Genomic DNA, 22,497 nt, shown 5'->3' with positions numbered 1-22,497 from the left:
AAAGTATAGAGGGATTATAATCATACTGATATTACATCCATGGGCTATAAACTTTACTCAATATGGTTTTCAATTTTTCGGGTATACCTTCATAAGCATCTCCCCATGTTAATGTATGGCGATAGGCATTAAATGGTTTTTCAGATGCAGGAGAAGGATAACCGAGAAGATCCTCAATGCATTCTTCAATAGCAATTACTTTGTCTGGAGAGCCGGCTGCACTTAGAATATGTGGATTAAAAACCTCAGCCCCCCTGACACCTAAGTCTCGGTCGTGAATAACTATAAAGTCAACACCTAAAGCAGAGAGGTATTTTAATAATCCTATTATTGCAGCTTTTCCTCTGGCTTTGATAACTTCTGAACTTGTCATTATCCTGTTTCTCACTTGAGTTGGCATTCTTCTTATTGCTTCGCGAAAAACAAGTTCTTCAGTATCGCCTTCAACAACAATTACTTTTCTCGTAAAAAATATTCTTGATATGTGATCATCTAACCTAATGACCATTTTGACATGATCTTTGTCTTCACCTTGTAATTTTTTATATTCATCAGTGACAGAAAATGGGTTTATTGTGGTGTGTGATTTGTCGTAATAAAATCTATTGAGTACCTGCTTAGGCTTTCTCGACAAATCAATTAAATATGGAGAGTGAGTGGTTGCTACTATTTGGGATGAATTTCCGGATAGTTCATAAATCAAATCTCTCATTTGATTTGCAGCGCTCGGGTGAAGATAGATTTCAGGTTCTTCAAAACCTATGATGAGGCTTCTTTCATCTCCTCCTCTGTCTCTCAACCACTGTTGTCTAAACCTCAATAGTCCAAAAACAGCAGCCCTAACCATTCCTGTCCCCTGATTTGAAACGGAAGTTCTTATGTTGCTTGACATTTCTATGGAGAATGTCGGCGATAATGCTGTGTCAGGATTAGATAAGTCAGCTGATGCATAAATTTTTGATTCAGGAAAAACACCGCATAATACAGCGTTAAGTGCGGACATCATTTTACCAAATTCAGATTGCTCATCTGAAGGGTTTAACTCATTCGCTAATTCGTTCAAACAAGCTTGGGCTTGCTTGTAATTCTCAGATATTCCACGTACATCTTTGAACAACTCATTAAGAGTTTTTTGTAAAACTCCTGCTTTACCTTCAATTTCTGATGCGCCTGAGTCTGCAGGAATTAAAAGGAAACTTGGTAACTTTGAGAGAACAACACCACCTATTCCTCCAGGGTTTTTATCCCAAACTTCTTCATCATTTAAATCCCACATGTCATCAATTAGCTCTAACTTACATTTTTCTGATGAACCTATATTTTTTTCCAGGTCTGTGAAGAGATCTTTTATTAAATCCCCATTGATACCAGCGTCTATGAGTTGCTGGGGCTTTTTTAATTTTTCTAATTCTTTTTTCATAACTCTTTTTAAAGACTTTAGTTCTGTAATTGCATCTTCTCCTAGAGAATAACTTTTTCTATAAGTAATGCTTTTTCCAGTCTCATTAGTGTCTTCTGGATCATAATTGAAAATTCTTCCTTTGAAACCTCTCCAGTTTTTGGCTGATTCAGGTACATTACGGAATTCAGCCTCAAGGATAACCGTTTTGCAACATACTTTGTTTTCACCGGTTTCTTGATCAATTTCAGAGCAAAAACAATCTAGATCCATTGTCTTTTTATTAGAAAGCAGCCATTCAATTGCTTTCAAGACAGAGCTTTTACCAGCATTATTGGAGCCAATGAGAAATGTTGCGTCACCAAATTTAACTTCTGCATCATTAATTCTCTTAAAGCCATTAATTTTTAACGTGTGTAATCTCATAAATTTGCCCATAAAATTAAATGTGTTTAAATGTTTCTGAAGCCATAAATCATTAACAAATTTAATGTTATGATGCAACTAATAATTAAGTGCTAAGTTCAAACTGTGAGGTTAGGAGTAGATTTAAAATTCCACATAATCAGCACTACGGGCGATGACGCAACCGTCGTTGTATCTGAATGGCGCTAACAGTTAGTTGCATGTAACGATATGATTTTAATCAGTATTGAATTATTAACTTTATCTGTGTGTTAAGACTAGTAAGGTTACTTCAGTCAGCAACTTTAAGAGCGAATCCGATGAGAAGCATCTTCAAAAAGGAAATGATCAGTCACCCTCAGTTGTGTGCCAAGAGCAGACATTCCTGACTTCCAGCCCTTTTGTCTTCTTGCCACTCTATTAATGCTTTAAATGTGCCTAGTTTCGTGTCTGGATACCGACATCGTGTGTAAGTCGGATTAGTTTTTTTGTCGCTAGTACAGCTATCAGTTTTACCGACAAGGTGTTGTAAGCTTGAAAGAAGCGATGTAATGTCTGTACATTAAATCTACAAAGATAGGTTAATCTATGTTTAAGTATGAGTCGCATCGTTGAATAAGCGTTAAAGCATACCCACATATGTATTTGTTTAGTGTTCCAAACCTCAATAAATGAAGAGAAAATTATGGAAGAATTTGATAATAGGTTGGAAAACATAAAGCAGCTTTTAAGTTCTCAAAGTAGACAAAGCTGGCTTTTTGGTGCCGGTATAAGTTTCGGTTCAAAAATACCTTTAATGTATCCATTGACCAGTCGCGTTGAGCGAATTATCGAAGAAAATTCCGAGGACAAAGAAAAAGAAATTCTGGCTGTTTTAAAAGCAGATCTCTCTGATGACTGCCATGTTGAGCACTACTTAAGTCATTTGGGTGACCTTTTAGCTATTGCTGATCGTTCAAGGAACCAGTCTGCATATATTGGTACTAATAGTTATACCAGTGAAGAGCTAAGGCGACTTTATCTAGAAATCATCAAGGCTATCGGCGGAGTTATCAGATACGGATACGTCGCTGCTAATGCTGAGCGCGCGATAGAGGAAGAAATTGGTAGCGCAGCAAACCCGATAGTTGAAATAGAACCTCATTATAAGTTTATTGAGGCGTTACTGATTAGCAAATCAAATCTAGAACAACGTTCAAAAACTACATTTTTTACTACTAATTACGATACCTTGCTTGAAGACGCCTTAGCTCTACACAAAAAAATAGTATGTGATGGTTTTTCAGGTGGAGCTGTAGGTTTTTGGAATGCAGAAAACGCATTCTCGAATACAGCGATAGATTCAAATACATACCATCTATATAAATTACATGGTTCGATAGATTGGCACAGGGATGATGATTTAGGTTTAGTGCGTGCAAGATATGGAACTAAATACTTGTCAAACCCCGCAAATATAATGATTTACCCTCAGGCAACAAAATATGTTGAAACACAGAAAGACCCATTCGCCAACTTATTCCTTGGTTTAAGAAAAACTTTAATGTGTGGACAGCAAAATACATTAATTACATGTGGTTATAGCTTTGGCGATGACCATATTAATTCAGAAATAGAAAGCGCATTGCGAAGTGAGTCCAACCAAACGACGGTTATTGCATTTGTCCAAGAATCGCCAAAAGGTGGGGTTGTTATTAATAAAACTTTAGACGCTTGGCTAAGATGTCCAAAAATTAGTTCTAGAGTGTATGTCGCAGGCGAATCGGGTATTTACCATCATTCAACAACTCCTTTAGCTGAATCTGATGCTAGCAAGTATGCATGGTGGCGTTTTGATGGCTTAACGCAGTTCATAAGCACAGGAGAAGTTCATGATTAGTATATTTCAATCACGGAAAGAACTAAAGGTAGGTAAAATTATTGAGGTGGCTGGCAATAATTTACGCATAGAGATCGATGAGAGCGTTAATGAACTCATTCGTGCAGTTGACGGACAAGTTTACCCCGTAGGGCAAATGGGCAGTATCATTAAAGTACATTTTGGTAGAAAGCTACTATTTGCTTTTGTTCGGTCTCTTAAAATGAGATCTGAGTTGATTACTGCAGACAGCAACCAACTCATTAACGCGGCAGATGATGCTCGTATCTTAGAGGCAGATCTTTTTGGTCAGGGTGTCTGGTCCAACAAGAATTCTCGACTTGAATTTTCTCGTGGTGTTGAAACCTACCCCTTGCCATTACAAAGTGCCTATATTTGCCTAAACGATGAACTAGAGGCTGTTTATAAAGCAGCAGAATCAAATGCTCAAGATGAAGCCATTACGCCTATGGTTCCAATTGGGAATTATATCGGTGGCAACAATGCGGTATGCAGAGCGAATATTGATAAACTGTTTGGACATCACTTTGCAATATTAGGTTCTACAGGTTCAGGAAAATCAGGAACTGTGGCATCAATTTTACATTCTGTTCTAGACCATCGACCTAGAGATACCACGTTAAAGCCAAGAATTGTCATGATTGATCCCCACGGTGAATATGCTAGTGCTTTTGGCAATAGGGCAAAAGTATTTCGTGCGTATAACGATGCATCTGCTGTGGAGGATGAGGCAGAACTATTGAAGTTGCCTTATTGGCTTATGTCCAGTGATGAGTTGAGATCGTTAATCATTGGTAAAACAGAACATGAAGCCACATCTCAAAATAATATTGTTTATGAAGCAATCACCTATTCTAGATTGCTAGAGGCCGGCTACGTGCAGGATGTAGGTGCTGAACCAAACGGCGGATTAGAAGCTGCATTTGCTGATGGTGTAACTGAAGATCACGTTTTGAATTTTGATAAAGACAAGCCCGTTCCATTCAAATTAACGCAGTTTGTCAAGCATATAGACAAGGTCCAAGGGCGCAAAGAAGGAAAACAGGAAAAATTAGCTGCATCATCGGGTCGAGATAAAATCGAAAGCATACTTAAAAAACTTAAAGTCCTTCGATCAAACCCCCAGCTTAGTTTTTTGCTAAAAGAATATAGTGAAGCCGACTCTCCCAAACTAAAGGATATATTGGCGCAGTTTGTCGGTGAAGCAAATGGAAAAGATATTCGTATAATAGATATATCAGGCCTGCCAAATGAGGTGGCTGGACCATTAACTGCATTAATATCCCGCCTTCTTTTTCAATACAAAATTTGGCAGACAAGAGAAGAAAGAGAGAAAGATCCCATATTATTCATCTGCGAAGAAGCGCACCGTTACGTGCCGAACCATGGTGAAGCGCAATACAAAGAAGCTCAAGATGCTATTCGACGTATTGCAAAAGAGGGGCGGAAATATGGACTAGGGCTGGGGCTTATTTCACAAAGACCATCTGATGTTGAAAGTACTGTTCTCTCCCAATGTAACTCTTGGATAGTACTTAGATTATCGAATTCTAGTGATCAAGAACACGTCTCTAGGTTCTTACCGGACAGTTTGAGTGGCTTGACTAAAATGTTATCAGCCCTCACAAGACGAGAGGCAATTTTTGTTGGGGAGGCCGCAGCACTTCCAAGCAGGATTAGAATTCGAGAGTTATCACCTGATAAATTGCCAAATTCTAACGATATTAAATTTGCAAGTGGGTGGTCAAATGATGCGACCCAAGAGGCTGGTTTGATAGAAATCGTAAATCGATGGTGTGGAACTTAAGGTGAGTAATTCAATAATGTCGGCAAGCAAAGCTTTAATAAGGTAATGTTATCGGACTCGATATAGGTGTTTATGTCCGCTCCTTGCTCATAGCAGACCATTCAATTCTTCAAACCTGAAGAATTGAAAAGCATGAAACTAACTAACACTTCTAACCACTCAGATCGTTGTTACTCAGAACGACGACAGCCTGGTTACGCAAATCAGGCCTGAAGACTTTTTCACAGCTCGCATAAAAGCTGTTTACGTCCACAATGGCGAACATCACTCACCCCGGGTTTTATGAATAAACGAGGTGACCACGCCGAAAATCTGGAGCGTTTCCGGATCGGGGTATATGGGAGGAAAAGAAGGATTCATGGGCTGAAGCGTCAGCCTGGGGCGGAGCAGCAGGCGTTTTACGGTAAATTCGCCCTCAATCTCAGCAATGACAATGTCGCCGTGCCGGGGCGATTCGGCCTTATCGACCACCATTAAATCACCGCTGTTGAGACCAATGTCTGTCATAGACTGCCCGGAGGCGCGGACAAAAAACGTGGCTGCAGGACGCATGACGCAATATTCGTTGAGGTCTAACTCGCGCTCAACATAATCCTGAGCAGGGCTGGGAAAACCTGCCTGACAGGTTTCGAGGAAAAGTGGTGCAGCTATCGAGATCGGGGATAGCGGGAATTTGTATAAAGTGAGCATGTCATGGCACCTCCTGTTTTACTGTTTATATATACAGTATTATCGGATGGGTGCATGCCAGTCAACGATGCTATAGTAAGTTTTTTGTAGTGTGCTGATATTCGTAAAATTTTACCGAAGCAGGGCCTTTTGCAGCCTGGCAAGGAGATTCGCTGTTTCATCCTGTCAATCAAAATGCACAATCCCACCGTTCTGTCAACGGTCTAAATCATACCGTTCCTTATTACGAAAATTTTCTGTACTGTATTTTTGAACTGAAAATCAGAACCGATTTTCAGTTCAAATATCGCTTAACTACAATGTCTTAACTCTGTCAAGATACGATAAGTACTGTTCAATATAATTAAAATTATTGGTACGTTAATTTCGAACAGAAGAAGAGTCATCTGTTTCATAGTTAGGTTCCAGTGCCGACAAAATTGAAGTGAAATCACCGATACAGGAGCTGCAAAATATGGAAATAAAAAAGGCCAAAAGCACGCCAATGCTTTCAGCCTTTTGCACACCAGAAGGTGTTTTTATCAGAAGTGAAATTCATTGCTGAACTGCACAACTTTATGTTTCGCGACTTCATTGTAGATGCAGATTCGGCTCTAGGTAAAGAGACTATACCGGAGAGCAATTATGCTCAGACACCTCTTTTTTGACCGCTATGGAAACGCAAGACCCTATCTGACTCCATTGGTTTGGGTCATGAAAATCGCCTTAAGCTCGCTGTTTAAGTGGCTTCTGGAGCGTTTTATTAAATAGTAAAAAAGGGGGGGGCAAATGCCCCCCCCCCTTTGTCTGAAAATCAAAGCCTCTCTGTCTATTATCAGACTGGCGTTTGTTTCCGGTCATGCAGCCGCTTCACTCTGCTCATTGGGCTTTTTGACATGCTTCTGCAGTCGTCCTGACCATCCCTCCCAGTAATGTACCGGGGTAAGCAGGACCCTCCGCCGTTCGTCACATAATGCGTTCCCTATAACAACCTCCCCGGGTATACCGCAAAGCGACAACTGGATATAGGCCATGCCCGCCGCCAGCGGGTCGATGTCAGTTACCGACACCCACAGATACCTGTGAGGTGAATAACCTGCCTGCCGGAGCATGCTGGCAAATGCCAGCGTCATGGCGCCGGCGCCGCACGCCGGTTCAGCAAACGTGATAAACGGCTTATCCCTGAACAGCTCCTCGGGTCTGCCGAGCTGCATCTGCGCCATCATCAGCGCCACGCTCCACGGCGTGAAATACTGATCTTTGCCTTTGTCACCCAGCTCCAGCAGCATGTAAATGCGCCCGAGAAAGTCACAGGGCTTTTCTTCCAGGCCGTTCACTACGCAGGCCAGCAGTCTTGCCATCGATGAAACGTCCTCTTTTTTGTATCTGGCCACGATGGCCATGTACTTCTGTTCACGCTTCTCACAGAACTGCAGGCCATTCTGAAGTGCAATAACGCTACAGCTGATGAAGTCGGTAAACACCTGGAGGCGCCGGGTGCCCCGGGCGATGGAGTTAAAAAGGGAGATGAACTCTTTCTCATTGTCGATGCGGACGCTCATGCGTGTTTCCTCAATAAAAAAGGGGGAACACGCCCCGTAAGGGAAACGATGTTCCCCCTCGGGTGAAAAAGCAGCCACAGCAGATGCCGTGGCCATTGTCTGACAGACCTGAGATACCGGTCTGTCGGTGGGTAACGTCATGCGCGAACGTCGGCGTAATGTGCAACGGCCGGAGTGACAGGTGTGCCGGCTTCAGCACTGAACTGATACAGACGGGCCCCTTCACTCACCGGATACTGCACTTCATCCTCCGGATAAGGGCCGCTGTCGACGTGGTCACCGCGGTCAAAACAGTGGTAACCCGACGTGCCGGCATCCGGAGACAACCAGTAATGACGGATTTCACAGTCAAACTTCTGCGACATCTGCCCCATGACCTCTGCCGACGGCGGATACCATGCAGATGAGAACGTCAGCTTCAGCGAGCCGATATCGTCACGACTCCACTCCAGCCGGTGCCCCGCCGGAAACTCCGTCCCGTAGAGCTGGGTATAGAGTTCTGACGTGGTACTGAGGCCACTGAACAGACCGCTGTCCCCATTGAGCTCGGTGGCCAGACGTGACGGCATCACCATCAGCATGTCGCACGGACAGGTTGTGTCCGGTTTTATACTGAGCCACTCCCAGCGCTCCTGCGGGTCAAACTGACCGCCCGCAGAGGCGACGCCGAACCAGTCGGCGTAGTGAACGGCCATAAGCCGGGTAATGGTCTGGCGGGCTACATGAGGGATACTCTCCCACTTAATGTCGCCGATGCCGGACTGAACCCAGATTTTGTCCATTCGCGAGAGCGTTGTGCCGTCAAGCCAGGCATCCTTCTCAAGCAGCTCCAGGAAATGCTGAAATGCCTGGTTAGGTGACGTGCCGCCCCCGGTGCCTGATGAAACCAGCTCCGGATACGCACGGTATTCCGTTGCCTTGACGGGTTTGAGCATACCGGCACAGCCGGCGAGAAACAGCTTTATGGCCTGCCGTATGGCGTGGCGGTAAAGCGGCACTTCGGTTCCGGCAATCCACGACTGCATAACGTCGATGTCGGCAGACTTACCGGTGATTTCCAGACGGTTTTTGCACCATGAAAACATTGTTGTACTCCTCTTTTACGTTTAAAAAAGAGGGCATCTCCCTGAGGAGAGTGCCCTCAGGGGGATGATGGCGACTGACGTCGCCGGGGTTAATTACGCTGCTTCAATCCGGGTTTCACCCGGCAGCTTCAGCAGATACTCCGACGCTTCCCGGGCAAGCCGGCAGGCGCGGAAAAACGCTTTTTTGTCATTACGGAGCAGTTTCAGCCATTCATCTACATAGCTGTCGTGCTGGACCCTGCCTGCTATTCCCAGCTGTGCGCAAAGAAATGCAGTGCCGGTATCGGCAATAAGCTCTTCCAGGGCATACACCGGGTTATCAAACCTGCGGGGCTGGGACGTTATTCCCTCACGGCCGAGACGACTGGCGTGACCGGTGGCATGAACAAGCTCATGCAGTACGGTGGCCATGTAGTTCGGCGGTGACTGAAAAAAACCTTTTTCAGGCACCACGATGGTGTCAATGCAGCTGATGTAGTCGGAACGGTTAAGCCCGTGATGTGTACCCATTACCCCGGTAGCACTGAATATTTCACGGACCTGATGCTGAACACTTAACGCATCCGGTACACAGGGCGGAGCAGACATCGTTTCAGGCAGGTCTTCACACTGCGCAACGTTAAAAAGCTGCAGCGACCGCACTCTGACCTGCGTGTCCCCGTCTTCGTGCCCCTTACCATGACCGCCGTGGCGGGGACGCCGTTCAGACGGTTTAAAGATGATGGTCAGCGAGCTGCGTTCGCCCTTCCTGACCCGTCCGCCGGCAACTTTTGCCTGCTGATACGTGAGCCAGCAATCGGTGCTGTAACCTGCCTCTTCAGCGGCCAGCCACAGCAGCGGCATATTGACGCCGCTGTAGGGTCTTCCCGTGACGGCATTGACCGGGAGCCCGAGGCAACGGTCCTTCTGCCCCCGGCGCCATGGCCGGCGCCAGGGTGGCACGCCGTTTTCCAGTGCGGTGATGATTTTGTCGGTGACCTGCTGATAAAGGTCAGTCTGTTGTTCAGTTGTGGCCTTGCGACCGGCAGTTTTTTTCTTCATGAGATGCGCCCCTTAAAAAAACGACGCATCTGCCCGGTGGCGGACAATGCGCCACGGTGAGTGGATAATTCAGTAATGGCGGAAAGAGCCGTCAGACTTCAGCGATTCGATGTCGGATTTGACGCGGCGTACGGCGCTGTCAAACCACTTACGGTCTTCAGGTTTAGCCCGTTTAGAATCAACGCGAATAACCCTGTCGAGCACGTTCAGTGCCTGTGTACGCCAGCCGAGACGCTCAGCATTGCTCACGCAGGCGCGAAGATGCAGACGGGACTGGTCATAAAGCCACTGAATGTGATGGCGGTAATCCGCAACCGGTAAATATTCCTTCAGAGGCGGCTGTGTCTCTTTATAAATGGTCAGTGATTTAGCGATCTGATTAATGCCGGGTTGCATGAATAAATCGTGATGTTCATTCAGCACGGCATCGTAAATTCTCTGGTCCAGGAAGGTGCTGAAAGAAAACGCCGGCCCGGGTATTAAGGCATCACACAGTGCTGACCAGTCAGCATCCCTGGAGGGATTGCATCCGGCAGCCCAGGCTTTCAGCCATTCCGCGCAGCCATTGTCATCGGGTACACGGACATAAATCCCCAGATTCTTTTCAAGTATCAGCGGACGCCCTTTGCCCTGATTCTGTGTCAGCAGCGGACGAAGTTCAGTTGAAGTGAAACGGATCATAAGCGCTCCTTAAAAAGGAGGTGACCTCCCCGTGAGGGAAGGTCCCTCCGGGAAGTGTCATTCAGTTAACATCAGTCAAAGCGGTAACGAAGTTCCGCCATCTGCTGCGCCATCAGCCGCCCGGCCCTGAGGGCCTTACGGGCTGTTGCGTACGTACCGGTGCCAGGGAGCTGGACTGTACGCCAGTCACGCTGGGTAAAGCCGGTGCGACGCAAGATAACGGGCGTAAACCCGTTCTCTGTCGGCACGACGTCGGCCTTAAAGCTGCAGCGGCCGCTGCGGTTGGTAAACCACTCAGCCTGCTGTTGCTGCAGAGCGCCGGCAAGCCGGTTGAGTGCGCCTGAAAGGCGGGTGATAAGTGAAAGCATTATACTGCTCATGGTTTTCTCCTGATTAAGCGCGGAGAAACCATCGCCGCTGTGGCGGGGAGGTTGTCCCCGCGCGGGTTAAAGCCTTTGTCAGAAACTGACGCAGGCCGGTGGTTAATCACTAACCAAAATCGTGGTAGTAAGCGTTACCCGAATCCTGCGGGGTAAAACGCCGGCTGGCAGAAATGTTAACACTCACATTCCCTGCCACAGGGTGACAACGGTGTCTGAACTGATGGAAATAACATTCTTCAGTTCCGCCGGACGGTGATGCCAGTGTTTCAACGTACTCCCAGTCTTCGCCGCCGTTGTATGTCTGCCCGGGGGCGTTGAGAGAACGGTTAAAAGGGTGCTCCGCAAGCCTGTTCCACATACGGTGCCACTCTTCGCTGTTGTGCTTAACCAGCAGTGATATTTCAGAAGCCTGAGCGTTCATCGACAAATCCTCTTAAAAATAAGGGAGGATTTGTCTCCGCAGGGAGATAAATCCCCGCAAGGGTAAAACAGACCTTAGGCTGTTCACCATTCGCCATAACGCTCCCATTCGCGTTCGTCATACATCCGGCCTTCTTCGTCCTTAACGGCACTGCCGAAAAAATACGTCCAGGCGGCTTCATCAATGTTTCTGGCCATGTGGCAGAGGCTTTCAAAGAAAGACTGCCAGGATGCCGGCACGAGTTCACGCACAGACAGCTCCGCCAGGTCCCGGGCAACGTCAGCCATTTCCCAGACATAGTATGGAAAACCGTCTTCATCAGTATCGGTGTTAAGACCAAGACGACGATGCGCTGCAATAATCAGCAGGTCACCTTCAGCTTTGGCCAGTGCAACTTTGTAAGCGTTACGTTCGCCGGCACTGATTTGAAAATCTTCGGTAAGCGTTAATGCGTTCATAAAGGATTCCTTAAATCATTGGGGAACCCTGCCCCTGACGGGGACAGAAGTCCCGTTAGGGTGAGAAACGGTTCGGTTAATAAGGCGGTCAGACGATGTCAGAAGCATCAACGCTCTGATAAAACATTGCACGCAGTTGCTCTGTAGCGTTGTCCAGCGCTTTGTCCTCTCGGGACCGGGTAGCGCCTTCATGAAAAGCCGCATTCCAGTGAAGACTGTGAACACTTGTACCAAGGAGAGTAAGCTCGTTCACTGCCTCTTCGGTAAAGGCATGTCTGATGTAGCCATGCTCAGTCGCAAAACCAACTGTGAGCGCGACATGTCTCAGAAACGTCAGGTAGTCAGGAAGGCCGTCAGCAGGAACCTGTGAGTCTGCGTCGACCATGAGTCTGTAATCCAGGCGAGCGTTAAGCTGAGTTTTGACGTAATCCACCAGGATTTTTGCTGAAGCTGGCGAATCACAATTCAGTAACGTAATAGGGTTGATCATTCTGGTGTAATGCATGGGTACGATCCCTTAATAAAAAAGGGAACCGTCCCGGAGGGAAAGTATCCCTCAGGAGTGAGTATCAGGCACAGAATGCCGGATGAGTAAAACAGGTGTATGGGAGTGTAATGCGAAGTAGAAAAGGACCTTAACCGCAGGGGTCTCTGTTTTCAAAGGTTAAACAGATTTGTTACCGCCCGAAAGCGTCATCTCTCAGGTAATGATGACATTGGCATGTGATTACCCGAAGGCGTTCCTCTCAAATCACCGGAACATTAGCAGTTGTCGAGATGACAACGGTTAGCAGAGAAAATGTACTCCAGCGCACGGTCCAAATCAACAACGCCGGAGTGAATTTTATGAAGATAACCAGGACGCTTTCACCGTCTCGCACCGATTCCCAAACCAGGCGTCTGCCATAATGGCATCGGGATCACACTGCTGCAGGTAGGTTCCTTTTTTAAGCAACGTGGCTAAAACTGCTGAAAGAGGAATGGTAAACTCACCCGCCGTAATGTTTTCAATGCTGTCGCGGTTACACATCTTTAATGAACCCGTAAATATAAAACCTGTTTCTGAAATGGCAGTCGCGCAACTGAAGTCGATACCGTCATCAAAATAACGGTTAACTGTCGCAAACGTATCCGTTTCATTAACCGGTGAAAGACAACTAAACGTAATACTGATTTCTGAGGGTGGTATTTCAGATAAGCTTATTTCGTTAATATACTCAACAGATAAGATGGTGAAAGTTATAACGGGTAAATTTTTCACAGTACACCTCATGATTAATCATCAGTCCATCAGGGACTGGCAGTAAACATTTCTGATATAGGTTCCACGTCCGTCACCATGTCCGAGGTCCATCGAGGTAAGTGCAAGTGATTCGTCTTTCGAAAAACCTCTGGCAAGGTGATATCTGAAAGCATCTTCCGCGTAACTGTAACGTAAGCTGTGTGGTGTCTCATGCCCCCCGTTCATTTCGGTCCGGAGCGTATTTCTGTAATAGTCCATCGCGGTTTTTAAATCGGGTTTATCAATAATCTTACCGTTATTTTTTTCTGCGTGTTTAATGGCACGGTTAACAGCCTCCAGAACTTTATCCCTGTCGACGATGGTGGTCTGCCTTGCACGTCCCCCTTTGGTTCCGAAAATAACTTTCAGGGTCTTATCACCCCGTTGTAATGCTTTCAGCCAGGTATTTAACGATTTTGCTGACTGAATAGCTTCTTCATTTCTCAGTCCGATATAACGAGAAAGACATACCGCCACGGCAACGCCTTCACTTTTTTTCTCAATATTCTGAAGAATCTCGATGTAGCGCTCGTCAGAAACAGATTTTTTTGTGCCCATGCGACTCGTGTCTGAAATACCCAGACTTTTATTATTCAGTCGTTCATGTGAAGGGTCAGCCAGTTTGTGTTTACCGGCATTACGGAGCATTACCCGTATTGCCGACATTTCATTCTGACGGGTTCGCCGGGAAACCTCATCAGATGCCCGGCTGTTCATATATAACTCAATGTGGCGGACCTTGAGTTGTGATACCGAGCTTATCTGAATATTGAGCGCGGCGAGACGCTCTGCAAAACGGTGCATAATTCTGGAATAGTCATCCTGCTTTTTAAAGCTCCCTCCGCTTTTACGGATTTCAGCGGCAAGTTCCTGCTTTAACAGTTTTTCACGTCTGGACATCTGTATCTCCTTAACAGTTTTGCCACGTAAAACAGCATTACAGGCAGATGTCGTTTTCTGCCGTTCCGTGAAAACGGCAGAAAACGACACCCGCATTACCCTGGCGACACGGTTTGAGTTCGCGCATCCTGCGTCGTAATGAGTACCTGAGCACCAGGGAAGTGCAAAGTGTTGAGGTTTTGAGAGGTGTCAAATCAGTGTTCTACACTGACCGCAGCTTACGCTGTACCTGTTTCCAGGTCGCCCCCGACATCATCCTCCGATGATGTCGCCGATTCGGTATCTCATTACATAACTATTCCTTAAATAACAATGTGATAAAACGGATTCGTTTTGCGTTTTTCACTGGGTTGATAAAATTGTGTTCGTCTTCTCACTTCGTTTCACGTTGTAGTGAAGGAAGAAAAGGTACGTAAAATGCGCGTTCAGGACATGTTTTCGCGCGCGTCACTTGGTACTCGTTTCACTCGAACGCAAGTGACGCCGCGCTCCTCTGCTTTCAATGCAAACGTGGAAGATGCCCAAATGTTCCAAATGGTCATACCCGCGTTGCAAAGTTCGCAGCAGCCCTTCAGCGTCAGTGCATAAAGAAAAGTGAAAGCGATACGGCCGAAACCGTAATCAGAAAATGCCGGAAATGGCTTTGTAAAAGAAAGGACCTTTATCGCATCGCGATCTTCGTTCTCAAAGGTTAAACGAAGTTACCGCCCGAAGGCTCCGTCTCTCAGGTCATGACGGTTTTGGCAGTGCAATCACCCGAAGGCGTCCCTCTCAGATTGCCGGGACATTGGCGTGTTGCTAAAGCAACGGTACTACAACGGGAATGTTAGATCGTTATGAGATCCATTTACAAGATAAATATTATAGATGCATGAGGGTAAAAATATGGGAACAGCCCTGAAGACAAACCGTAAAACGAACCTTTACACTAATGACTTCAGGGTTTGGGATTTTAAGACAGAAAGCGTGAGCGGAAATGAGGCAAGTTCCCCCATGTTTTTGAGTACTCTAAATCGAATAATTGCTTTGCAGAAGCAGCGTTTAAATGACTGTAGGCTTCTTCATAGAATGATTCGACTCTTTTGTCATTAATGGTAATATTTGAAACGGGAAATTCAATAATACCAGTAGAGGAACGGTTAATTGCAATCCATTCTTCACCTTCCATCTGATCGCTGGGGAGGGTGAGGTAAGAATACAATATATCTTCTATTGGTATATTAAAATTCAAAGATATGGAACCGTAACCGCCTTTATCGTTAGTATCAGTAAAGGAGTTTGCCACATCCATGTGTACGGGTATCTTTTCGTAACCAAGAATATTTGCTGATGCTTTATAAAGCATCAGTAAGCTACCATAGCTCATCCCGTCAATTCCGAATTGCGATATCCTGACTCTTTTACTTATATGGTTTGGTATTCCTTTTGGGGCAATCTCGCGCCTTAAGTTAACATGAGTAACTCCTGCGGAATTTAAAATCCTCTGTTTATTAACGTAAACTTCATTTAGCTCAGAAATGATTTCTATTGATTGTAACTCACTGAGCGAGTCTATTAAACCTCTAACATTGCGATCATTCCTGTACCATGAGTATATCCTGTCATTTTGAATAGGTAGTTTAGAATTTTCAAATAAAATTGAAATGAACCCCAGTAAAATTGCATACCCATTTCTTTTCTTTTCACAAAAACCAGTAATGAATTTATATTGATCAACCTTACTTCCATAGCCAATACAAGCAGCAAGAATTTCGTTTTTTATACGAATCTTTGAGTTAATCAGGCTTCTGTCCAGTTTAAAGGTTTTAAATGAGCTCATTTCTACTCCAGCCTGGCTTACATGAAGAATCAGTTTTTTTTATACGTTATCCAGCTTGCTTGCTGAAAGATAAACTTTGTAATCAAATGAGAAATTGTCATGGTTCTAAGAATGATGATTTTCACCGGCTTAGCCTTGAAAACCGGAGTGCCGAGAGTTGTACAAAAACTTGCCAATTCAGCTGTCTTTAAAGTACTCTGAGGTTGGACGTTTACCATAGTATCGGAGGCAAATTTCATGGCCAGCGACTGGAATGATGAGCTTGATAAGTACGAGAATGGTCGGAGCTTTGGTGAGGATTTGAGAGATTCTGTTAGAGCAGCTTTTTCTGCAACTACTTTGGTTTCTTCCATAACCAAAGCTGCATCTAAACCATGTGATGAATATAAGTCATCTTTGAAATACAGTTGGGAAAAAGAGGGCTTTTTTAAAGAGAAAGACGGTTTTTAACAAAGCGGCGAAATGATATCGCCGCTTTTATTTACACGATTTTGTTACTTTATCACTCCTTTGACACCTTGTGTGGCTATCCCTTGAGCCTTTTTCCCTGCTTCGGCACCTGCATCCATAGACATTTTAGCTCCGTCTGATAAATGACTTGCCATAGAACCAATTTTTGCTCCTGCCCATCCAAGCATCCCTACCCAGAACGCCGGAAACACCACATACATCATCCCCAGTACCAGGTTCATGATCCATCCGTCACGCGGTGAGCTGAGGAAGTCCGCAATAGGCTGTCCCGAAGCCAGTCCGCCTGCCGCAAGGTTTGAGTAGAGGATGGTGATAAGTCTGTCATCCAGCCAGCCCGCCAGTGCCCACCAGAACGTGATGAACTGCAGCGCAAACAGCGCAAACGAAATCGTTACTACTGTCTTTGGCTCATAAGCACTGAACATCATCAGCACGGGGATGACAATGATGATCATCATCTGAAGCAGCGCCTGTATCATCGGCAGCGCCTGCTTGAGCGCATCAAAGCCCGGCAACGCCTCAACCTGCTTCATGCCCAGCCCGACCGTAGACGTAAACCGTGACAGGCTCCCTCCGATACCACTCGTTGTGTCCGCACTGCCGGACATGTAGGTGACGCCGCTCCCTGAAATTTCTGCGTTGCTGGGGCTGACCAGCCAGCGCAGCGCCGGCTCTTCCCACTGTGTGCCCGGGAACTGTCGCTGGAGCTCTTTTCGGGTTGATTCGCTGAAGCTGGCCAGTACACGCTTGCGCAGTCCGTTGCTCCCGTCTGACCACCATGTTTTGCACGTCGGATATCCCCCCTGGCCTGTATCCGGATAGCCACTGTCACGACTGCTGCTGTAGGGCCACTGGCTTCGTGGCGTCATGGCCGTGTAATAGTCGTAATAGCCCGAGGTATTGAGAAAATAGTCGCTGCCAATCCAGCCGACCGAGTTGATGGTGGCGTCGCTCAGCTGGCTGTTGCTGTTCTTCAGCTTAAAATAGGCACGGGAGTAGCACTGGTTTGCGAAGTCCTGGACCTCCTGCAGCACCACCGGGTCGCGCAGTTTTGTGTTCTGCACGTCAAAGCGCAGCTGCCGCAGCTGCGTGCCGCAGGGAATGGAGGCTATCATCGCCTGCGTGGTGCCTTTCGACATCGCATGCAGCAGATACCACCACACAGGCACTTCAGCCGTGCGGCCGTCGAAGTCGTTAACCAGCCCTTTATAGCCGGAGTTCTGCGGCGTGGGTACGCTGAAGCCGCACTGTTTCGCCCGCGAGTCATCAAACTTGATCGTGCTGATATCCACCGGCAGCAGCGGAACACAGCAGAACAGCATGACCACAAACGAGACATAGATAGCGTGCTCGATGCGCGGGAGCGCCAGAACGCCTTTGTTTCCCTCATCGGCCCCTTCCTCACGCACCTTCAGCCACACGCCGAGTACTTTAAAAATCAGCGGCAGCGCGAACAGACCGGTGCTGCTGAGGATGCCCCACATCGAGTTGTTGAGCACCCAGCCAAACAGGATGAGGAAGTACTCCAGGTAACTGTTCGCCGTCATCTCAGCCTCCCTGAACTGCGTTAGACCAGGCCACATACTCCGTGACCAGAAGATAAATGATGGCAAGGCGCTCCAGGCGCGGCAGGCCTCCGGCTGCGTCCGGCCAGCGCTTAAGCAGGCGCGGCCGCAGCTTCATGATCCAGATGCACCCGATGAACACGTACATGCACAGTCGCCAGGCAAACATGATCCACCGGCTGTCGTAGAGCCACTTCTGAATAAGATGGCCATCAGGGTCATACGCCATGAACACCGATGCCAGCCCAAACATCGCGGCCATGGCCACAACGGTGCTTAGGAATATCAGCAAAATGCGGCCGGTGAGGCCAATCAGGATTCTGCGCTTCATGTCAGTTGCCTCCCGGCTGAGGCTGGCCCATCTGGCTGAAGCCCTGGTCCTGATTGCCGGCTTTCTGCTGCAGCTGGTTGTCCTGATTACGTTCGCCCTGACGCTCAAGCGTAGTGAGCAGGCTGTTGCTGCTGATGGATTTGCGCAGCTCCATTTCGTTACGCAGCGCGTTCAGCTCGCGGTCGAGCGCATCCACGCGACGGTCACCCTCGGCGATAGCCTCAGGCTGTTCGGCCGCATTCGGCTCAGACTCACCGGTCGTCAGCATGCGTCGCATGGTGAGTGCCGCCTCAACCGTGTCAGCCATGGCCAGCTCACCCGCCAGTCGCTGCACCAGTGCGGCCCTGTCCGGGTCATCACGCAGCGCCTGAATCACGCCGCGCGTGACAACGAGGCTGCCGGTTTTGAGCGCGGCCAGATTATCGGCCGTGGGCTGCAGCTGACCGTTAACCAGCTTGCTGAGCTGCTCCAGGTTGGTTTTGGTGGCGTCCTCCAGTACCGGCGAGAAGCCGGTGCCGGCAACGGTGCTGCCCGGCTGGTTATCCGCGCCGCCGCTGGTGCATTCGCTGGTTTCACGGCAGGTGCGGATAGAGCGGTCGCCGAGCACCTTCACTACGGCCGCAGCGGCTTCATCGGAGGATTTGTAGCGCTGGCAGACCGTACCGTTGCAACTGGATGAGCCTACGCTGCTGTTGCTGGTCACCGGCAGGCTGTTCATCATGTTGTAGCCGGCTTTTGCCAGGTCACGCGTGGGCTGAATCGCCGGCTGTCCCTTGCCGCCGCGTTTCTGGCCACCGACCCAGGTCACACCTTCTTCGCCGGTGGCCTTCTGCAGTTTCTGGTCGCTCGATACCGCATCACCGCCGCTTGATGCCACGATGTCTTTATACTCTTCAGACACGGCCGCCTGCTGCCACTTACTGCCCAGAGTGTAGTCGGCCAGCTTTTTTGACATGTTCTGGCAGTTGAGCTGGGCCTTGTCGAAGTTCAGGCCCGCCTGCAGCACGCCGTTGGTGAGCATTTCATACAGACCCGGATTGGCACGCTGAATGGCCATTGCCGGCATACTCATCACCGCGCCGGTCGCACCCTGAATGACGTTACCCATGAGGTCCTTAAATCCGCTGGTGATGCCATTGAGCTGGTTACCGACCGTGGTTTTCAGGTCAAAGTTACCGCACATCAAATCACTGCTCCAGCCGCCGTCCAGTCCGAGGCGCGACATGTTGCTGCGCGTTGAGGGCGGCGAAATGACCGAGCCGCCGCCGATGGAATAGAACAGACCGTCGTTGATGGCGCCGCTGACGCCGGCGCCCTGGGAGGAAAGCGTGGTATCGATGGCCAGTGCCGGCATCACCAGGAAAAGGAGTAGCGTGCCCGTGGCCACGCGCAGTTTTTTAACGCTGAAATTCATCATGCTGTGTGTCCTTATTAAAAGTCGGTGCTGTACAGGAAGGTCTGGCCACGTCGCTTACAGCAGCTGTGGCTGCCAGAGTGCCCAGGCGTAGTCGCCGCTTTCCGCCGTCTGGCCCCCCGTATCCGGAAAGACTGCGCAGCTCTGCGACAGCTGCGGCGAAAGCCGCTGCCACTTGTGATTTTTTGTACCAGTGTTTTCGGTAACGGGGTCAGGTGGCCAGTAGCCCGGAGACCGCTGGCCAACAAGTGGGGTGTAGACGTGCAGCTGTCCCTCGCGGGTGATGATGTCGGCGACGCGCTGGACCACGACGGCCGCCGATTTGTAGCTGTCGGTCTGCGTCACAAAGCCGCTGCGGGGATAAACGTTGCCCCACATCTCGCCGGCAAACGTATTCCCGATTTCACGCTTTCCGGGGATGAGCGCTTCCGGATAGAACGATTCGGGAATGCCCGTTCGCCAGGCCAGTGCATCCATGGCGCTGACAAAATACGGTACGAACGGCGTGGCGGCTGAGCGGCAGGAGTAGCCCGGCACCATCCCGCCGATGAGCGACGCCGCCGGGTGGCCATACGCATCGCCGTAGTAGAAATGCAGGTTCTGTTTACGCATGCCCGGAGCCTTCATCTCCTGACGGCCACCGCCAGCAGGCACGCCGGCGAGACCGCCCGACACCAGGCTTTCAGCGCCGCCGGCCGTGGCGCTCACGGCTGACATTTCGGTCCACGGGTTGTCGCCAGGGTTAAGGTAGGCAGAGACCACGGCTTCCGGAATGTAGTGGGTGACTTTGACCGAGGTTTTCACCGTGCAGCCAAAGGGGGTGCAGAGCAGCCAGTAACAGATACCGCTGATGCGCCAGCTGATACAGTCCGGGCTCATGGCGCTGGAGACCAGGCTCGCGGTGTTCACGCTGGCAAGCGTGCCGGTGCAGGTAAACAGCGTGGCCAGCATCAGCCGGCGGGGACGGGAAAGGCGTATGTTCACGGCTGTTTCTCCCGCCAGGCATCGAGCTTCGCCCGGGCGGCAGTGACGTCGGTGGTGCCGTACACCACCCATTTATCGTCGAACACCACGGCAGGGTACTTTTCCAGCCCCAGTGACCAGGCGTGTGCAACGCCGGCATAGCTCGCCGCTAAGGCCTGCTGATCCTGACGGAACGCCGGGGAGGCGATGACTGCACGGGCCTGCTGCTCAGCCTGCGCCGGGTTAGCGGAGAGCGGACCGAATAACTGTGCCTGGAAACGGTCGGGCGCGTCCAGCTCAGTGAGGGTGACGTCGGGACTCAGTTCGCCGGTAACGGGGTGCGCATGGTCGGTATAAATCACGGTGCCGGCGTGGGCTCCGGTTGTAAGAAACAGAGTGGTAAGGCAGCAGAGGGGGATTTTCATGAGGGGCACTCCCTGAGTGAATGATGCCCTCAGGGTGCGGTTTTAGCGCGTAAGGTTCAGCAGTTAACTCTTAAACCGGAAATCATAATTCTTTACCAACTCACCACTCACAATAAACTCCGCAATTCACAAATGTCCGCTCTGTGCCAGGAGCAGAAGTTGGCCTGACCAGCGCCGTCGATTAATACATCTAGAAATAAGAATGAATTCTGAACTTGCGCTATTCACTCACTAAAGAGCTGATGACCCTTCAGCCTGTCCGATTAGTGCAAGTTACTGAGAAAAGGTAAAGCGGCCGAATAGCCTAGAAGAAGGCTACCGGACTTGGCATTAGCTGGTTAGGATAAGCATTTTTCACCCATCCTAATTATTTGATTTATTTGATAAAACTTTGTGGCATGTGAAAGTTACATGTTGAGTATTAACTTCTTGTCTGGTATGGTCTTGTTTTGTCTCAGGTGCGTAATATACTGCAATCTTGATCATTACATAATAAGAAAGGTTATTAGCGATGTCTGATATTGCTGAGATACAGAGGAAATTGTTGAATATTGAAGCGGAGGCCTTCGGTACTGCAAAAATTTTTGAACGTAGAAAAAATGTCTTAGGATTGCCAAGAATGCTTCTGACTTTTTTTGGCATTGCAGTTCCGTTGACAGTGGGAAGTACAGCATTGTCTTTTGGCTTAGACTCCAAAGTTTTTCCTTACCTACTGTCTTTACTAGGTTTTGTATCAACGATACAGATAATAACTGCACTGTGGTCTATCATATCTAAGTGGGATGATAAGTATATTTTTTATAACGAGTCCCAAAAAGAAAATACATCAATCTACAATGAAGCAAGAAAAGCAAAGGAAGATGCAAATGAGCAAAACAAAAAAGATTCTGCCTTAAAACTGAAAGAGCTTCAATTAAAATCAGAAAATAGAGAAAGATTAGACCTTGATTATAGTATTTCTGATGCAGAAAAAAGATATGCAACGAGAGCAAGAAACTTATATTACAAAGTACCTTGCCATGTATGTCAAAAAATACCAAAAAGTATGACGCCTGATAATTGTGATGGCTGTGGTAACTACAAACTATACAAGAGCAAATAAGGCTAAAAAATGAATAATGATACACTGATAAAAAATTTCCTGAATGCAGGATATGAAGAAAGAGTAGCTCTGTTAAAATTCATCAAACAATACTATTTTGACACAAAAAACTTACCTCTTCACGAGGGATTGGAATCGTTTCCAGTAACTGAAAGTTTTAGAAAATCGCAAACCATCAACTTTGCTCCATCAGTTGCTGGGTGCCCAGTGTGTGGTAAGTAGTTCAATAGGGTGGGATAGTCCCACCCTATACTTCTTCTATCAGGAAAAATAATAACGACAAATAAACTCATTCAATATTAATTTTCTCAAAACCTATTCCCACCTTTACTTATTTTTCCATTGATTTCCTACTTAATAGTTTGACTCTATCATTTATGAGTTATTATGGCATAATTATCTAATTTTTCTTCTGAGAAAAAATCATTTCCCACT

At 47.8% G+C, this 22,497-nt stretch carries 21 protein-coding genes and 2 pseudogenes; 4 read left to right on the top strand and 19 right to left on the bottom strand.

What is annotated here, in order from left to right:
- Positions 1-31: 31 nt before the first annotated feature.
- Positions 32-1,825, bottom strand: coding sequence for an ATP-dependent endonuclease (locus tag FBY13_RS12570; RefSeq protein WP_145394307.1), 1,794 nt, complete (start codon positions 1,823-1,825; stop codon positions 32-34).
- A 664-nt stretch (positions 1,826-2,489) separates the two neighbouring features.
- On the opposite strand from FBY13_RS12570, the gene FBY13_RS12565 reads away from it, so the two are divergent.
- Positions 2,490-3,683 carry an SIR2 family protein gene (locus tag FBY13_RS12565; protein WP_145394306.1) on the top strand — a complete coding sequence of 398 codons (1,194 nt, stop codon included), beginning with the start codon at positions 2,490-2,492 and terminating at the stop codon, positions 3,681-3,683.
- Positions 3,676-5,490, top strand: a complete 1,815-nt coding sequence (locus FBY13_RS12560) for an ATP-binding protein (RefSeq protein WP_105080661.1) — start codon at positions 3,676-3,678, stop codon at positions 5,488-5,490. The genes FBY13_RS12565 and FBY13_RS12560 overlap by 8 nt, the downstream gene beginning before the upstream one ends.
- A 163-nt stretch (positions 5,491-5,653) precedes the next feature.
- Here FBY13_RS12560 and FBY13_RS12555 read toward each other — a convergent pair.
- From FBY13_RS12555 to FBY13_RS12495, 13 genes and pseudogenes are all read right to left on the bottom strand, one after another.
- A pseudogene (locus FBY13_RS12555) lies at positions 5,654-5,755 on the bottom strand (hypothetical protein); the annotation flags it as partial.
- On the bottom strand, positions 5,755-6,180 hold the full coding sequence (gene umuD, locus FBY13_RS12550) for a translesion error-prone DNA polymerase V autoproteolytic subunit (protein WP_042678299.1): 426 nt from the start codon (positions 6,178-6,180) through the stop codon (positions 5,755-5,757). The pseudogene FBY13_RS12555 and the gene umuD, both read right to left, overlap by 1 nt.
- Positions 6,181-7,016: 836 nt before the next feature.
- On the bottom strand, positions 7,017-7,721 hold the full coding sequence (locus FBY13_RS12545; RefSeq protein WP_145394304.1) for a type I restriction-modification system subunit M: 705 nt from the start codon (positions 7,719-7,721) through the stop codon (positions 7,017-7,019).
- Between the two features lie 137 nt (positions 7,722-7,858).
- Entirely contained in the window at positions 7,859-8,806 is a 948-nt protein-coding gene (locus tag FBY13_RS12540; RefSeq protein ID WP_145394303.1) for a DUF1281 domain-containing protein, read from the bottom strand.
- 93 nt (positions 8,807-8,899) lie between these two features.
- Positions 8,900-9,847, bottom strand: coding sequence for an ArdC family protein (locus FBY13_RS12535; RefSeq protein ID WP_145394302.1), 948 nt, complete (start codon positions 9,845-9,847; stop codon positions 8,900-8,902).
- A 69-nt stretch (positions 9,848-9,916) separates the two neighbouring features.
- The gene (locus FBY13_RS12530; RefSeq protein WP_145394301.1) at positions 9,917-10,528 is read right to left on the bottom strand and encodes a hypothetical protein; all 612 of its coding nucleotides are present in this window, start codon (positions 10,526-10,528) and stop codon (positions 9,917-9,919) included.
- 71 nt (positions 10,529-10,599) lie between these two features.
- A complete protein-coding gene (locus FBY13_RS12525) occupies positions 10,600-10,908 on the bottom strand; it encodes a hypothetical protein (protein ID WP_145394300.1) in 309 nt (102 codons plus the stop codon).
- A 109-nt stretch (positions 10,909-11,017) separates the two neighbouring features.
- Positions 11,018-11,332: a hypothetical protein gene (locus tag FBY13_RS12520; RefSeq protein WP_145394299.1), complete on the bottom strand. Its 315-nt coding sequence runs from the start codon at positions 11,330-11,332 to the stop codon at positions 11,018-11,020.
- Positions 11,333-11,415: 83 nt separating this feature from the next.
- On the bottom strand, positions 11,416-11,790 hold the full coding sequence (locus FBY13_RS12515; RefSeq protein WP_145394298.1) for a hypothetical protein: 375 nt from the start codon (positions 11,788-11,790) through the stop codon (positions 11,416-11,418).
- A gap of 88 nt (positions 11,791-11,878) precedes the next feature.
- Positions 11,879-12,295, bottom strand: a complete 417-nt coding sequence (locus FBY13_RS12510) for a hypothetical protein (protein ID WP_145394297.1) — start codon at positions 12,293-12,295, stop codon at positions 11,879-11,881.
- 339 nt (positions 12,296-12,634) lie between these two features.
- Positions 12,635-13,051, bottom strand: coding sequence for a hypothetical protein (locus FBY13_RS12505; protein WP_145394296.1), 417 nt, complete (start codon positions 13,049-13,051; stop codon positions 12,635-12,637).
- A gap of 21 nt (positions 13,052-13,072) precedes the next feature.
- A complete protein-coding gene (locus FBY13_RS12500; RefSeq protein ID WP_145394295.1) occupies positions 13,073-13,972 on the bottom strand; it encodes an integrase domain-containing protein in 900 nt (299 codons plus the stop codon).
- 952 nt (positions 13,973-14,924) lie between these two features.
- Complete coding sequence (locus tag FBY13_RS12495) at positions 14,925-15,791, bottom strand: hypothetical protein (protein WP_105080678.1); 867 nt, start codon at positions 15,789-15,791, stop codon at positions 14,925-14,927.
- 237 nt (positions 15,792-16,028) lie between these two features.
- Here FBY13_RS12495 and FBY13_RS12490 point away from each other — a divergent pair, with 237 nt between their 5' ends.
- Positions 16,029-16,241: a hypothetical protein gene (locus tag FBY13_RS12490; RefSeq protein WP_105080680.1), complete on the top strand. Its 213-nt coding sequence runs from the start codon at positions 16,029-16,031 to the stop codon at positions 16,239-16,241.
- A 44-nt stretch (positions 16,242-16,285) separates the two neighbouring features.
- Here FBY13_RS12490 and FBY13_RS12485 read toward each other — a convergent pair whose 3' ends face one another.
- The 5 genes and pseudogenes from FBY13_RS12485 to FBY13_RS12465 form a co-directional block, all read right to left on the bottom strand.
- Complete coding sequence (locus tag FBY13_RS12485) at positions 16,286-17,809, bottom strand: conjugal transfer protein TraG N-terminal domain-containing protein (RefSeq protein ID WP_145394294.1); 1,524 nt, start codon at positions 17,807-17,809, stop codon at positions 16,286-16,288.
- A gap of 1 nt (position 17,810) precedes the next feature.
- Positions 17,811-18,158, bottom strand: a complete 348-nt coding sequence (locus FBY13_RS12480; protein ID WP_145394293.1) for a hypothetical protein — start codon at positions 18,156-18,158, stop codon at positions 17,811-17,813.
- 1 nt (position 18,159) lies between these two features.
- Positions 18,160-19,512 carry an integrating conjugative element protein gene (locus tag FBY13_RS12475; protein WP_370513195.1) on the bottom strand — a complete coding sequence of 451 codons (1,353 nt, stop codon included), beginning with the start codon at positions 19,510-19,512 and terminating at the stop codon, positions 18,160-18,162.
- A 77-nt stretch (positions 19,513-19,589) separates the two neighbouring features.
- Positions 19,590-20,523: pseudogene (locus FBY13_RS12470) on the bottom strand (TIGR03756 family integrating conjugative element protein).
- A 29-nt stretch (positions 20,524-20,552) separates the two neighbouring features.
- Positions 20,553-20,960, bottom strand: a complete 408-nt coding sequence (locus FBY13_RS12465; protein WP_105080685.1) for a TIGR03757 family integrating conjugative element protein — start codon at positions 20,958-20,960, stop codon at positions 20,553-20,555.
- Positions 20,961-21,471: 511 nt separating this feature from the next.
- On the opposite strand from FBY13_RS12465, the gene FBY13_RS12460 reads away from it, so the two are divergent.
- Positions 21,472-22,062, top strand: coding sequence for a mobilome CxxCx(11)CxxC protein (locus tag FBY13_RS12460; RefSeq protein ID WP_105080686.1), 591 nt, complete (start codon positions 21,472-21,474; stop codon positions 22,060-22,062).
- Positions 22,063-22,497: the final 435 nt, after the last annotated feature.

The organism is Pantoea sp. SJZ147 (genome assembly GCF_007828605.1).
In the GTDB taxonomy this organism is placed as follows: domain Bacteria; phylum Pseudomonadota; class Gammaproteobacteria; order Enterobacterales; family Enterobacteriaceae; genus Pantoea; species Pantoea allii.
The sequence above is the reverse complement of the archived record's forward strand: the minus strand, read 5'-3'. Positions and strand labels throughout refer to the sequence as shown.

Bases quoted from the DNA above. Each gene is read 5' to 3' on its own strand.
- FBY13_RS12460 (WP_105080686.1), top strand. From the start codon at position 21,472: ATGTCTGATATTGCTGAGATACAGAGGAAATTGTTGAATATTGAAGCG.
- FBY13_RS12485 (WP_145394294.1), bottom strand. From the start codon at position 17,809: ATGACGGCGAACAGTTACCTGGAGTACTTCCTCATCCTGTTTGGCTGG.
- FBY13_RS12535 (WP_145394302.1), bottom strand. From the start codon at position 9,847: ATGAAGAAAAAAACTGCCGGTCGCAAGGCCACAACTGAACAACAGACT.
- umuD (WP_042678299.1), bottom strand. From the start codon at position 6,180: ATGCTCACTTTATACAAATTCCCGCTATCCCCGATCTCGATAGCTGCA.
- FBY13_RS12560 (WP_105080661.1), top strand. From the start codon at position 3,676: ATGATTAGTATATTTCAATCACGGAAAGAACTAAAGGTAGGTAAAATT.
- FBY13_RS12465 (WP_105080685.1), bottom strand. From the start codon at position 20,960: ATGAAAATCCCCCTCTGCTGCCTTACCACTCTGTTTCTTACAACCGGA.
- FBY13_RS12510 (WP_145394297.1), bottom strand. From the start codon at position 12,295: ATGCATTACACCAGAATGATCAACCCTATTACGTTACTGAATTGTGAT.
- FBY13_RS12475 (WP_370513195.1), bottom strand. From the start codon at position 19,512: ATGCCGGCACTGGCCATCGATACCACGCTTTCCTCCCAGGGCGCCGGC.
- FBY13_RS12530 (WP_145394301.1), bottom strand. From the start codon at position 10,528: ATGATCCGTTTCACTTCAACTGAACTTCGTCCGCTGCTGACACAGAAT.
- FBY13_RS12565 (WP_145394306.1), top strand. From the start codon at position 2,490: ATGGAAGAATTTGATAATAGGTTGGAAAACATAAAGCAGCTTTTAAGT.
- FBY13_RS12545 (WP_145394304.1), bottom strand. From the start codon at position 7,721: ATGAGCGTCCGCATCGACAATGAGAAAGAGTTCATCTCCCTTTTTAAC.
- FBY13_RS12500 (WP_145394295.1), bottom strand. From the start codon at position 13,972: ATGTCCAGACGTGAAAAACTGTTAAAGCAGGAACTTGCCGCTGAAATC.
- FBY13_RS12480 (WP_145394293.1), bottom strand. From the start codon at position 18,158: ATGAAGCGCAGAATCCTGATTGGCCTCACCGGCCGCATTTTGCTGATA.
- FBY13_RS12525 (WP_145394300.1), bottom strand. From the start codon at position 10,908: ATGAGCAGTATAATGCTTTCACTTATCACCCGCCTTTCAGGCGCACTC.
- FBY13_RS12490 (WP_105080680.1), top strand. From the start codon at position 16,029: ATGGCCAGCGACTGGAATGATGAGCTTGATAAGTACGAGAATGGTCGG.
- FBY13_RS12495 (WP_105080678.1), bottom strand. From the start codon at position 15,791: ATGAGCTCATTTAAAACCTTTAAACTGGACAGAAGCCTGATTAACTCA.
- FBY13_RS12540 (WP_145394303.1), bottom strand. From the start codon at position 8,806: ATGTTTTCATGGTGCAAAAACCGTCTGGAAATCACCGGTAAGTCTGCC.
- FBY13_RS12515 (WP_145394298.1), bottom strand. From the start codon at position 11,790: ATGAACGCATTAACGCTTACCGAAGATTTTCAAATCAGTGCCGGCGAA.
- FBY13_RS12570 (WP_145394307.1), bottom strand. From the start codon at position 1,825: ATGAGATTACACACGTTAAAAATTAATGGCTTTAAGAGAATTAATGAT.
- FBY13_RS12520 (WP_145394299.1), bottom strand. From the start codon at position 11,332: ATGAACGCTCAGGCTTCTGAAATATCACTGCTGGTTAAGCACAACAGC.